This is a genomic window from Glycomyces luteolus (assembly GCF_027622875.1).
Lineage (GTDB): Bacteria > Actinomycetota > Actinomycetes > Mycobacteriales > Micromonosporaceae > Glycomyces > Glycomyces luteolus.
Map to the genome: position 1 here is coordinate 58,125 of NZ_JAPZVP010000027.1, position 11,863 is coordinate 69,987.

The following is an 11,863-nucleotide window of genomic DNA, read 5'->3' on the forward strand; positions in this document are numbered from 1 at the left end:
CCCCCCCCCCCCCCCACAACACCTGCCCCCCCACCCCCGGCCGCGCCCGCCGCTGGGCGCGCCCGAGGCCGTTTCACGTTCACCTCGGGTGTCGCCGGGCCGGAACTCAGGCCGCCTCGTGCTCGAGCACGAGCTCCATCTCCGGCTTGCCGTACCAGGCCCGCAGCCGGTCGGCGCCCCGGCGCAGCGCCGCGATCTCCGCGGCCGTGAACCCCCGCACCCGCCACGTCTCGATCAGCACGCTCTCCTTCTTCGGCGTCGCCTTCCAACTGCCGACCACCTGGCCGTCAAGCAGGATCACCGACGTGAACCGCGCCCGGCCCGGGAAGCGCGTGCGCGGCACCGAATGGTGCAGCACGAAATCCTTCGAGTCCGTGTAGGAGCACACCATCTCGTCGAAGCCCTGCACGAAGTCCACCACCGGGCCCGCGTCCCGCGCCTCCGGCAGCTCCTGCGCGTAGTAGAACACCTGCTCGCCGACCCGCAGCTCCTCCAGGCCCAGGCCGTCGATCGCCGCCTTCGCGTCGGCCACCTTCAACGTCGCCCACCGCGTGAAGTCCTTCAGCGTCGCCGGGCCGCGCGACGTGAAGAACCGCAGCGCCAGCGCCCGGATCGCCTCGTCCTGCGCGATCGGCCCCGCCGGGACGCGCTCGTCGAAGTTCGCGTAGGTCTGCTTGCCGCCCTTAGGGGTTCCCGAGCAGATCGCCGACTCCAGCTCCGCGTGCATCAGCAGGTGGATCAACCGCGTGCTCGCAGGGTCCGCGACCCCGGCCCCGGCCAATGCCTCCGCCGCCTCCTCACGCGTCAAGTGCCGCCCGCCCGAGGTGGCCTCGGCCAGCACCTCGGTGCCGCGCCCGAGCGTGATGGCGTCGAGGCCCCAGGCGCGGTTGTTCGTGGCCATGAGCTGCAGGACGCGATCCTTACTGGCTGCGAGCATCATCCGCAGGTCCTCCACGGGCACCGTGTGCCAGGTGCCGCGAAGGACGTGCGTGCGGATCACCGCGCCCTTGTCGATCAGCGCGTCGACCGAGTCGACCGATGCGAACGGCAGCCCGTCGCGGTCGGGGCTGGTGCGCATCGCCGGGGTGAGCTTCGAGGGCTGGTACTCCTGGGACTGGACCGCGCCCAGATGCCTGAACGCGTCGAGGGGTGTGGCGAAGCGCTCGCCCCAGAGCCGCTGCGAGCGGGCCCGCCAGGCGGCGACCGCGCCCGGCTCGAGATCCGTGCCGAGTCGGCCGGTGGGTGTAGCCATCTGGACATGCTAACCGCCACTTACGACATGAGCGCTCCCCTTATCCGCGTGTCCGGCGCTGCGGCGACGCATGGCCCGAATCACCTCATGCACGTTTGAACGGACGGGTAGACGCGGTTGCGAACAACGGCCACAATTGCGGCATGTCCCTTCCCCACGCGGTCCTCAGGCTCTCCACCGACGTCCTCGCCGAGATCAACGACGACGAGCGCCTCGCGTTCGCCTACGCCCACGGCCCCGCCCTGTCCGGGTTCGGGGAGGACGCCGAACTGGTCTGCGTGTGGGAGACCGACACGGTCCCCGCCGACGCCAGCGCCGAGGCCGTCCACCTCACCGTCGCGCGCTTCCAGGCCCACCTGGAGGCCCTCGACCGCGGGGAGGGCTGGGAGCGTCCCGGTGACGAGGCCCTGCACGTGATCGCGCGGTTCGCCGAGGGGACGCTGCTCGCCGACGACTCCGAGCTGGGCTCGCGCGCCCGCGCCGAGGTCACCGAGTTCCCGCAGGCGCTGGCCGACGCGTCGCGCGAGGCGGTGGCCGGTGAGGTCGAGGCGCTCGCGAAGCGCCTGGGCGACGCGGCGGACCCGTGGGAGCTTTCGGAGACCCTCACGGAGGGCCTGCACCGCGCTTATGTCGCGCTGTTCGCGGCCGGCGGCTACTTCTTCCCCGGCCACGAGCACCGCGCGGCCTTCGTCGAGCGCTACCTGCTGGGCGACGAGGTGCCTGCGGCCGAGGCGGCCGTGTGGGCCGCGGCCGAGTCCCCGCTTCCCGAACGGGCCGAGCGCCTCCCGGAGGCCTGGCGCACTTTGGCGCGGACGGTCCTCGACAACTGCTGAACGGCTCCCGGCCGCACAGCCGATGACCGTGGGTTCGAATCGCACGGGCAGCCCAAACCATGCGGAATGACCCAGCGCACATCCGCTTACCCGGTTGCAGATCGGTTTTCGCCCCAGGTAAGGTTATGCCCGGTCCTGATCGTAACGATCAAGCCGACCTGCGCCGCTAGCTCAACGGATAGAGCATCTGACTACGGATCAGAAGGTTGGGGGTTCGAATCCCTCGCGGCGCACCATACAGAGAGAAGCCGGGTCATCGACCCGGCTTCTCTCGTCTCTTGAGGATTCGTTCGCAGAGCATCCTCGCGCTCGGACTCAGGCCGTGCAGGTGACCTCCGGTAGAGCAGTCGTGCCGGTGACGGTTCCCTGGAGACCGAAGACGACGCTCTGCCCGGCCGCGAGGCTCCCGTTCTGGGGTGGTCCGACGGCGGTCACGGTCTTGCCGGACTGGGTCAGCTGGGCGCCCCACGAGTTGTAGACCGCCTCGTTCCCCGCGTACGTCCAGGTCACGGACCATCCGTTCAGCGCCGTCGATCCGGTGTTCTCGACGGTCACGTTCGCCTGGAAGTTCCCCGGCCATCCGCCGGTGATCTCGTACACCGCCTCGCAGTCGCCATTGGGTTCCGTTGGCGGGGAAGAGGTCTCGCTGCCGTCGCCGTTGCCGACCGGCGGCACCAGGTGCGGTTCGAGGATGTCGTACTTCTCCTGGTTCGGGGTCCACCAGTCGTTGCCGACCAGGCCGCCGGTGTCGCCCGAGTTCGGGTTCCACGCCCAGAACGTGAACGACATCCCGTTGTCGGTCATGTAGTCCATGAGGGCTTCGAGCCACTGCTTGTCCAGCGGGTTGGCCAGCGTGCTGCCGAACTCGCCCACCAGGACCGGTGCCACGTCCTGCTTCTGGAGGTCGCCCCAGAAGTGGTCCCATACCGCGGGGAGGTTGTTCGGGAAGTCCGGGTCCTCGAACCACGGCTGCCGGTCGTAGACCGAGATCGCGTAGTCGTGGGCCGAGTACACCAGCTTGTCCGGCACGTCCAGGCGGACCGGGAACTCGAACGCGGCGCTCAGGTTGCCGCCCCACCAGGTGCTCTCGTCATCGGTCGAGGGATCGTTGTCCCACTGGTTCGTGAGTCCTCCCGAGACGGTGCTGACGCCTTCGACGATGATCAGCCAGTCGGGGTTGACGTCGAGGATCGCGTTGCCGATCCGTTCGGCCGCGAGGCGCCAGTCCCGGGCCTGGACGCCGCAGCCCCAGCACGCGCCGGTCGCGTTCGGCAGGGTCCCTTCGGCGTGCGGCTCGTTGAACAGGTCCGCGCCGACCACGGTGGGATTGCCCGCGTACCGCTCCGCGAGCATCGTCCAGTCGTCGATGATGCTCTGCTCGGAGACCTGCGGGGTGTACCAGAGGGCGGTCTGGCCCGCGGCACTCGGCCGGTGCCGGTCGAGGATGACCCGCATGCCGAGGTCGCCGGCGTGCTCGATGACGAGGTCGAGGATCTCCAAGGGGTGCAGGCCGACCAGGTCGGGGTTGGTGTAGTCGTTGATGCTCGTGGCCTGGGCGTCCGGGCGCAGCGAATCCCCCGTGTAGGGGATGCGCAGGGTGTTGAACCCGAGCTCGGCCATCCGGTCGAGCTGACCCCGCCAGGTCGCCGGGGCGTTGGCCCACAGGCCGTGGAACGTGTGGTTGTCGGTCTCCATCCCGAACCAGTTGATCCCGGTGAGCCGCACCTCCGCACCGCTCGCGTCGACGATGCGGCTGCCGTCGGTGCTGAGGAAGCCGCTGCCGGTTCCCTGTGCCTGGGCGCTGGCGGATGCCGAGGGGAGGCCCAGCACGAAGAGGCCTGCCGCGACGAACACGACGAGCACACTGAGCACCGCTGTTGTTGCGGCTCTGTGGAATTGGCGGATTCTTCGCACGTGCGGCATGCCGGTGCTCCTGATGTGAGACTGGACTGGGAGCGATCCCAAGAGTATCGTCCCTACATATTGATAGATCTATATACATCTGTCAAGGTGGAGCCCCGCATCCGCGACCCGGGCGCACCAGAGTCGAAGGAGGCATGTCCATGGAAGCCCAAGGAGCGCAACGGCGCAGGCGGCTCACCGCAGTCGCAGCGGCGTCCGGAGCGCTGCTCGCCGCGACGGCGGCGATCGTGGCGGCGAACCCGGCACACGCCGCCGCGTGCGAATCCGTCCAGTACAGCGTCGTCAGCAGCTGGAACGGCGGACACCAGGCGAACGTGTCGCTCACCGCCGGCTCCGAAGGCGTCGACGGCTGGACGATCGGGTTCGACCTGCCCGGCACGGTCCAGAACGCTTGGAACGTCGACTGGACCCAGTCCGGGAATGCGTTCACCGGCGCTGACGCCGGATGGAACGCTGCCGTTTCGCCCGGTCAGACCAGGGAGCTGTTCGGGCTCATCGTGAGCGGGCCCGCGACGGTGCCGGAGTCGTTCACCGTGAACGGCATCGCCTGCGGCGAGGTGGAAGCCACCGACTCTCCCACCGGCGCCACCACACCACCGGAGGAAACCACACCGCCGCCGGGCGGCGAGGGCGACACGGGGAACGCGACCCACTTCAGCGGTCTCGGATCGCCGTACGGCGGTTGCGGACTGCCGCAGTCCGAACTGGAGACACAGGACTTCGTCGCGCTCAACGTCTACGACACCCCGGGCGACTACGACTTCTACCCGAGGCCGATCCCGCCCGACCTGGCCGACAAGATCGGACTGTGGGACAACGGGCGCAACTGCGGCAGGTGGGTGAGCGTGAGCATCGGCGATTACTGCACCGGCGTCAACGACGGCGCCCAGAACCAGCCGTTCTGCCGCAACGGGGCCTGGACCGCCGACGAGTACAACGGCGCCACACTCAACATGATCGTCGCCGACAGCTGCGGCGACGCGAACGCCTGGTGCCGCGACGACCCCTTCCACCTCGACCTGGTCACCTCCTCCGTCAACCGGTTCCAACTCGACGGCGAACCGGTCGGCGACCTGCTCGACCACTGGAACAACCGCCAGGTGTCCTGGTCGTTCATTCCCGCGCCGGACTACACCGGCGACATCAAGATCGGCTTTCTCCAAGGCGCGCAGAAGTACTGGGGCGCCGTGTCGATCTCGCAGCTCGCCAACGGCATCCACGGCGTGGAGTACTTCGCCGACGGCGCCTGGCATCAGGCCGAGATGAACGGCGACATGGGACAGTCCTACATCCTCGAACCGACCGCCGAGGCCGGCACGGGCTTCCAGATCCGCGTCACCGACGTCGAAGACCAGCTCATCAACGACGGCAGAGTCTACGAATTCTCCCTGCCCTCGTCCTGCACCCCGTGCAACGCGGCCTACACAGAGGTCGCCTACGCGACCTCGTAGGCCCGTGTGCGGCGTTCAGGCTGGTTTCGGTGTCGCACACTGTTGGGTGGTTCGCGGCCCGGATCGGGTGCGGACGCTTTCCTACCCCCACGAGGAGCAGCAATGAAAAGGCGCAACTTCATTCGAGCGGTCGCCATCGGGGCGCCTCTGGCCGCGGCCGGAGCGATCGGTGTCGGCGTCGCCTCGGCGGACACCGCGAACTTCAAGATCATGGTCACCGAGCAGGTCGCCAACAAGGTGTTCGTGTTCGACAAGAACAAGTCCTTCAGCAACGCCAACGCCTACAAGTCGTGGAGCCCCGGCACGGGCGGTTGGTCCAACCTGTCCGACTGCCGCATCAGGGACACGGCGCAGTTCGGGGCGATCGGGCTGGCGGCGGCGTCGGGCGGCCGGGTCGGTATCTGGAACATCACCGACGAACGGGAGCAGGAGCTCAACGACGTGCTGTGGAGCGCGGCGCCGGGCGGGAACCCGCATGCGCTGGAGCGCATCCCGGACATCGGGGCGTTCGTCGCGGCCTCGTCCGACGGCTATCTGACGGTGTACGGGCCGACGAAGGTCTCGGACCCGTCGACGCTCGCGCAGGTGCAGAAGGTGACGCTCGCGGGCGCCCACGGCGTGGTGTGGGACCCGAACAACAAGCTGCTGTGGGCCAGCGGCAACAAGGTCGTGCAGGCGTACACGGTGTCGGGCACCTACCGGAACGTGCGGTTGACGGCGTCGACCAAGAAGGTGGCACTCTCGGGGCTCGGCCACGACCTGCAGCCCGACTTCTCGAACTCGGGTCGGCTGCTGGTCTCGGACTCGTACGGCGTGTACTCGATCAACAAGTCGACGCTGGCGAAGACGACGCTGCACACGACCACGCGCATCAAGGCGTACGTGAAGATGAGCACGGGAGAGTACTTCTACGTGCGAGGCGACAACGCCGGTTCGCGCGACTGGGGCAGCCCAACGGTGGTGTTCTCGCAGTCGGCCGACCGGACCCGCGACGGCGCGGAGTTCTACAAGGCCCGGTACTACACGACCGCGTACAACTAGTGTCTGCCTGAAACCCCGGGGGCGTTGTGGCCTTTCCCATGCCGTGCATCCGATTACAGGGCCCGACTCGCCTCATTCGGACCGCTGCGGCCTGTCGGCCCGGCGGCCTACCGAAGCCGCGCGGACCCGCGGCAAAGGCGCTTCCGGTGCCGAATGCACAAGGTTGGGAGAACGAGATGGCAGACGCCAAGATGAAGACGATGCTGGGCCGGGCCCTCCGCGGCGCGGCGTACGGGCTCGCCGCGACGACGGCGGCCGTCGTCCTCAGCGTCGCTCCGGCGTACGCCGAGGAGAACGGCGACGTCGAGATCCAGGCGGACACCTGCTCCGGCGGCCGGTTCTGCATGTGGGAGGACTCGAGCTACTCGGGCAGCAGGTACGCCAACTGGGCACCGACCGGGACCAACCAGAAGTACCAGCTCGACGGCTGGGACGGCGACAACGAGATCACCTCGTTCATCAATAACACCAGGTACAAGATCCGCGTCTACGACAATGACGACTACTCGGGCGAATCCCGATGCATCGACCCGGGCCAGCGTGTGAGCAACCTCAGCGGCTCATGGGATTTCAACGACCGGATCGAGAGCGCGAAGACCGTCGCCGCCTGTTAGGCGGCCAGACCTAAGGCGGCCCGCGCTCTCCCGCGCGGGCCGCCTTCGCCTCAGTCGGTGACCGACGCTCGATCGCCGGTACGTACGGCGCCAACTGCCAGGATGTCGGCGTAGAAGCCGAAGCAGGTGGCGCGGCCGAAGGCGGGGACGTCGACGCGGTGGTGCGCCGCGAGGGTCTTGAGCAGTGCGCGGTCGGCGGGGGCGTCGCCGTGGGAGAGGGACGGGATGACGCAGCGAGGCGTGGGCACCGAGACCTGTACGACGAGGTCGGGGCCGATCGTGATCCGCTGTCCCGGGAGCGGGTCGCCGGGCAGGTCGAGGATCAGGTTGGGGCGGAAGCGGGCCGGGTCGACCGGGCCGCCGTGTTCGGCGCCGAGGCGTTCCAGGGCGCCGGTGGTGACGAGGTGGAGCGCGCCGTAGTCGAAGAAGCGGCCGTCTGCGGCGCTGGAGCGGACGTTGACGATGTCGTCGCCGCCGGGTTCGGCGTCGGCGGCCCAGTCGGGGATCATGCCGGGCTCGTCGGGCCACCAGTGGTGGCGTTTGAGCTGCTGGGTCGCGGTGCGGGTGAGGCGGACCGGGCGGCCGAGCAGGGCCGAGACGGCGGCGTCGGCTTCGGGACTGCCTGCGGGGGCGGGCGACCGGCCCGGGACGGCGATGCGGACGCCGCCGCTCGCCGGATCGAAGGCGGCGCTTACGGCGAGCAGGCCGCCCCACAGGCGCGGCTGCTTGGCGCTGCCGATCGTGCCGTCGGCGTCGAGGCAGGTCCAGGTGCGGTCGCCGTCGAGACCGTGCTTGCCGACGAAGGCGTCGCCGATGTGTTCGGCGGCGGCGGATTTGAGCGGGTGGCGGCGGATGCCGAGGACGCGGTTCACGCCAGCGATCCTATGCCGCCCGGTTCAGGACCCCTCTGGGAAGAAGTAGAGGACCGGTGACTCGGCGATCGTGGCGGGAAGCTCAGTGGCCCAGCGTTGCTCGCCGTCGTAGCCGATGAACGCGACGGAAGCGCTGTCGCGGGAGACGAAGCCGTCCTCGTGGAGGGTCGTGCAGCCGGACTCGTCGGGGCCGACCGCCTCGCCCGAGTCGAGGTCGACGACGCGGGTGCCGGATTCGGCGCGGCCGGTGAAGCCGCCCTTGGTGGCGCCGTCGGTCGCATAGCCCTCGACGAAGCAGGCGTAGCGGCCGGTCGGGTCCACGTTGACGAGGCCGATGGTGACCGGGTCAGCGCCTTCGAGGCTCGAGACCGGGGTCGTCTCCAACACTCGGCCGTTCGCGTCGACGCGATAGAGGTAGTTGAGTCCGACGTCGTGGTAGAGCCCCTGGGCGGTGCCGTCTTCGGCGGTGTACCAGCGCAGTCGGCAGCCTTCCGGGTCGAGCTCCACAGTGGCGGGCAGTTGCCCGCCCTCGGGCGAGTACCACTCGGTGGCGGCCCAGGACTTGACCGGGAACGGGATCTCGTCGCCCATGTCCACGTCGGCTTCGGTACCCCAGACGGGGGCCCGGTGGGCGAGGACCGCGGAGCCGTCAGGGAGCCAGGCCGGGTCGATGCAGGCGTGGTCGAGAGGGTATTCGACGCCGGTGCGGATCTCACCGGTGCCGAGGTCGCCGAACATGAGCGCCGCCCCGGGGCTCGCGCCGGCGATCCACGCGGCGTACCGCTCGCCCGGGTCGATGCTGAGGGACGAGCGGAGGACGGTGCCGACATCGCCTTCGCCCTCCCAGACACCGCTGAGGTCGAGGACAGGTTCGACGCCCGCCTCGGCCTCGGCGGAGGCGTCGGTGTCGGTGTCGGTGCCCGGGTCCCAGCGGTAGAGCCGGTGGTCGTCGCTGAGCGCGTAGAACGTGCCGGCGTCAGTGCCGTCGCCCGGCATGGCGGCCATGTCGCAGGCGGTCGCCGCGCCCGCGAGCGCGATCACCGCGGCGACGGCGAGGTGCTTCCTGGTGCTGCTCCGGTGCGGGTCGTCCAAGGTCGGCTCCTTACTGGGCCCTGGTCCGGGCCGGTCGCGGTCAGTCGCGTGCCGCGGTGGCGTCGTGTCGCTCGATGTCGTTGACTTGGTAGGTGCCGGCGTCCTGGTCGGTCATGCCATGGCGGCCGATGAGGTTGAGCCAGATCATGGTGTTGGTGTTGGACGCGGTCGGGTCGCAGTCCTCGGCGCCGAAGCGACTGCGGAGGACCTTGAAGGCCTCCCCGGTCTTGGGCCCGAAGTCGCCGTCGATCGCCAAGCCCTCGACTCCGGCCAGATCCCTTGCGGCCCACTGGATGATGGTGGTGTCGGTCTCCCAGCCCCAGTTCATCGCAACGGCCTTGCGCCCGCGGTCGACGTGGATGTGGTTCCAGTGGGAGCCGTCGGGGTCGTTATGGCAGTGCAGGACGATCCCGAAGTGCTTGCGGCAGGTGGCGATCACGGCGAGGTAGCGGCGGCGGAGGTATCGGCGGGCCTTGCCGTGGACGGCGGTGTCGACGAAGCAGTCGGAGCCCCAGTCGAACCTGGTGAAGTCGATGGCGGCGCCGTAGCGGTGGTAGCCGGGTTTGCAGACTTTCGCTCCTGCGAGCCCGGTCCACTGGTACGACCGCGAGATGCCGGCGTAACCGTGGTACTTGCCGAGGGAGTACAGGTCGCGGATGACCTTGCCGGCTTGCGTGTGGGCCTCCTCGTGCATGGTGAAGGAGGTGACGTTGGGGTGGACGCCGAAGCCGTTTCGGTCGTATCCGCTGCGGTAGCGCATCTTCCAGCCGCTGTCGTAGAGCCAGTTGCGGGTGATGTCGGGGTATTCGCAGGTCGAGCGCGAGAACGCCGTGCTGCTGCTGGGGAATGACATCGATCCTCCTTCAGGGTCGGCCGCTAGTCGGTGCTTCTGATGCGGATGGCGCTGCCGTCGGTTTCGAGCCACGTGCCGCGGCGGCCGGGGACGGCGTGGATCTCGCCGCGGCAGTCGCAATCGGACAGCGACTCGAGGATTTCGCCTTCGGCGGTGAAGCGGGTTCGGACGACGGTGCCGTCTCGGTCGGAAAAGACGCTGACATGGTCGGCGGCGGCGACCGCGGCCATCGGGCGCCCGGCGTCGGGGAGGTCGGCGGCTTGCTTGAGGACGCCGGACTTCGCCCTCGTGTGGACGGTTTGAGTGCCGTCACCATCGACGACGGCGATGAAGAGGCCGTGGTCGCTATCGGTCATGACGGTGCCGTAGCCCTCGCCGAGTCCAGAAGCGAGGGGCCGTCCGGTCCAGGTACGGCCTTGGTCCTTGCTGAGGGCGAGGTGGCTGCGAGTGATGGCGGTGAGGTGCGATCCGGGGCAGCCTTCGATGGCGACGGCGAGGCCACCGTCGCCGAGCGGCGTGATCGCGGTGGCGATGCCGGAGCGGATCGTCTTGGGAACGGGCAGTTCGGCGTAGGTGCTTGCCGAATTGTGGACGCGGACGAGTGCGGGCCGGACTTCGCCGGGTGCGAGCTCGACGGCGCCGGTGATCCAGAGGACGGCGCCGAGCGCGGCCATCGAATGCGGGTGGAACCCGGCGGGCAGCGACAGCTGCAGCGGCGGGCCGAGTTCAGCGCCGGCGGCGGGGTTCTCGGTGGCGGCGATGAGACGGAGGGCGTAGTCGGTTTCGGTCGCGGGATCGGCGGTGAGGACGAGCAGTTCGCCGTTGCGACCGGTCCAGCCAGCGGTCGCGGCGCGGATTTGCGGAAGCGCTGCGGCGCGGGCAGGTCGCGCGGCGGTGAGGCTCGCGGTTCCGGCGGTGAGGAGGGCTGCTGCTCCGGTGAGGACAGTGCGGCGCGTCAGGCCCAGTGATTCAGGAATGGCCATGTGAGCACTATGACCAACGGTGCCGGGTTATTCCGGTGAATCAGCAACATTCAACCCAAAGTGGGGTTGTGGGCGATGCGAAGACGTGTCACACTCCCGGCCCTCGGAGGTCGGGTGTGGCGGCGTTCGAAGCGACACCCGTCCAGCACGATCGCACAAGTATCACCGAACGCACCGATCACGTTGCTGACAAAGGCTCATTGGGCGGGGACTCTGTTCGGCTGCGGGGTCTGATTCGTGCGGGGTTCAAGCAGGCGGCGACAAAGAGGCGGCGGGCCGGGCGGGGACCCTGTTCGGCTGCGAGGTCCGTTCCGTGCGAGGTTCAGGCGGGCAGCGACAAAAGGGGGTCATTGCGTGGAGGTCCCATTACGGCCCTGAGGCCGTTTCCCCATGCGGCCGAGGCGGTCCCGGCGCGGACTGTGAATGTCCCTCATGGAATGTTCACTCCTTTGGGTGATGACGCCAAGCAGCCGACCTGTCACTATTGAACTACGAACACGGAAGCGAAAACCGGTAGGACATTCGAGAACAGGAAGGGAGGCGAAAGGACCCATGAGCCACTGCACCACCACCCCGAATCCTTTCCCTCCCCTGGCCTCCGACCGGCCCGCCCAGGCAGCGGCGATCCGCTCCACCCTCGACGAGGCCGCCTCCCTCATCAATGCCCAGCACGCCCAGGTGCTGTCTGCGGTGATCGCGATGAAAGAGCAGGGCCTGCACCGCTCCGAGTTCGGCTTCTCCGCCCTCCGCGACCTCCTGGTCTCCCAGTTCGACTTCCACAACCGCACCGCCGCCGACATCGCGGCCATCGCCCGGCTCTCGGGGAAGTTCCGTGTGCTCGCCGAGGCGGCGACGACCGGGAAAGCCAGAATCGACCAGGTCGCCTTCGCGGTCCGCCAGCTCGACCAGACCACGGCCATCCGCCACTTCGCCCGCACCCCCTTCACCA

11 protein-coding genes and 1 tRNA gene are annotated in these 11,863 nt (G+C 68.9%); 6 read left to right on the forward strand and 6 right to left on the reverse strand.

Annotated features, from left to right (window positions below; translation table 11 throughout):
* Positions 1-106: 106 nt before the first annotated feature.
* A complete protein-coding gene (locus O1R50_RS24175) occupies positions 107-1,252 on the reverse strand; it encodes a winged helix DNA-binding domain-containing protein (protein ID WP_270112818.1) in 1,146 nt (381 codons plus the stop codon).
* Positions 1,253-1,395: 143 nt separating this feature from the next.
* On the opposite strand from O1R50_RS24175, the gene O1R50_RS24180 reads away from it, so the two are divergent.
* Positions 1,396-2,085: a hypothetical protein gene (locus tag O1R50_RS24180; protein ID WP_270112819.1), complete on the forward strand. Its 690-nt coding sequence runs from the start codon at positions 1,396-1,398 to the stop codon at positions 2,083-2,085.
* A gap of 160 nt (positions 2,086-2,245) precedes the next feature.
* Positions 2,246-2,321 (forward strand) — tRNA-Arg (locus O1R50_RS24185).
* A 79-nt stretch (positions 2,322-2,400) separates the two neighbouring features.
* On the opposite strand, the gene O1R50_RS24190 is transcribed toward O1R50_RS24185, so the two are convergent.
* Complete coding sequence (locus O1R50_RS24190) at positions 2,401-4,008, reverse strand: cellulase family glycosylhydrolase (protein ID WP_270112820.1); 1,608 nt, start codon at positions 4,006-4,008, stop codon at positions 2,401-2,403.
* A gap of 140 nt (positions 4,009-4,148) precedes the next feature.
* On the opposite strand from O1R50_RS24190, the gene O1R50_RS24195 reads away from it, so the two are divergent.
* The 3 genes from O1R50_RS24195 to O1R50_RS24205 all read left to right on the forward strand — a co-directional run bounded on the left by O1R50_RS24195 (position 4,149) and on the right by O1R50_RS24205 (position 7,114).
* Entirely contained in the window at positions 4,149-5,459 is a 1,311-nt protein-coding gene (locus tag O1R50_RS24195) for a cellulose binding domain-containing protein (RefSeq protein WP_270112821.1), read from the forward strand.
* Between the two features lie 102 nt (positions 5,460-5,561).
* Positions 5,562-6,500: a DUF6528 family protein gene (locus O1R50_RS24200; RefSeq protein ID WP_270112822.1), complete on the forward strand. Its 939-nt coding sequence runs from the start codon at positions 5,562-5,564 to the stop codon at positions 6,498-6,500.
* A gap of 176 nt (positions 6,501-6,676) precedes the next feature.
* Positions 6,677-7,114, forward strand: a complete 438-nt coding sequence (locus tag O1R50_RS24205; protein ID WP_270112823.1) for a peptidase inhibitor family I36 protein — start codon at positions 6,677-6,679, stop codon at positions 7,112-7,114.
* Between the two features lie 50 nt (positions 7,115-7,164).
* On the opposite strand, the gene O1R50_RS24210 is transcribed toward O1R50_RS24205, so the two are convergent.
* The 4 genes from O1R50_RS24210 to O1R50_RS24225 are packed head-to-tail and all read right to left on the reverse strand — an operon-like array spanning position 7,165 to position 10,914.
* Positions 7,165-7,986, reverse strand: coding sequence for an MOSC domain-containing protein (locus O1R50_RS24210; RefSeq protein WP_270112824.1), 822 nt, complete (start codon positions 7,984-7,986; stop codon positions 7,165-7,167).
* Positions 7,987-8,010: 24 nt separating this feature from the next.
* A complete protein-coding gene (locus O1R50_RS24215) occupies positions 8,011-9,078 on the reverse strand; it encodes a transcriptional regulator domain-containing protein (RefSeq protein WP_270112825.1) in 1,068 nt (355 codons plus the stop codon).
* A 40-nt stretch (positions 9,079-9,118) separates the two neighbouring features.
* A complete protein-coding gene (locus tag O1R50_RS24220) occupies positions 9,119-9,931 on the reverse strand; it encodes a hypothetical protein (protein ID WP_270112826.1) in 813 nt (270 codons plus the stop codon).
* Positions 9,932-9,954: 23 nt separating this feature from the next.
* On the reverse strand, positions 9,955-10,914 hold the full coding sequence (locus tag O1R50_RS24225) for a hypothetical protein (RefSeq protein ID WP_270112827.1): 960 nt from the start codon (positions 10,912-10,914) through the stop codon (positions 9,955-9,957).
* A gap of 552 nt (positions 10,915-11,466) precedes the next feature.
* Between O1R50_RS24225 and O1R50_RS24230 the strand changes: the two genes are divergently transcribed.
* A partial coding sequence (locus O1R50_RS24230; RefSeq protein ID WP_270112828.1) for a hypothetical protein occupies positions 11,467-11,863 on the forward strand: 397 nt, incomplete at its 3' end.

Bases quoted from the DNA above. Each gene is read 5' to 3' on its own strand.
- O1R50_RS24175 (WP_270112818.1), bottom strand. From the start codon at position 1,252: ATGGCTACACCCACCGGCCGACTCGGCACGGATCTCGAGCCGGGCGCG.
- O1R50_RS24180 (WP_270112819.1), top strand. From the start codon at position 1,396: ATGTCCCTTCCCCACGCGGTCCTCAGGCTCTCCACCGACGTCCTCGCC.
- O1R50_RS24190 (WP_270112820.1), bottom strand. From the start codon at position 4,008: ATGCCGCACGTGCGAAGAATCCGCCAATTCCACAGAGCCGCAACAACA.
- O1R50_RS24195 (WP_270112821.1), top strand. From the start codon at position 4,149: ATGGAAGCCCAAGGAGCGCAACGGCGCAGGCGGCTCACCGCAGTCGCA.
- O1R50_RS24200 (WP_270112822.1), top strand. From the start codon at position 5,562: ATGAAAAGGCGCAACTTCATTCGAGCGGTCGCCATCGGGGCGCCTCTG.
- O1R50_RS24205 (WP_270112823.1), top strand. From the start codon at position 6,677: ATGGCAGACGCCAAGATGAAGACGATGCTGGGCCGGGCCCTCCGCGGC.
- O1R50_RS24220 (WP_270112826.1), bottom strand. From the start codon at position 9,931: ATGTCATTCCCCAGCAGCAGCACGGCGTTCTCGCGCTCGACCTGCGAA.
- O1R50_RS24225 (WP_270112827.1), bottom strand. From the start codon at position 10,914: ATGGCCATTCCTGAATCACTGGGCCTGACGCGCCGCACTGTCCTCACC.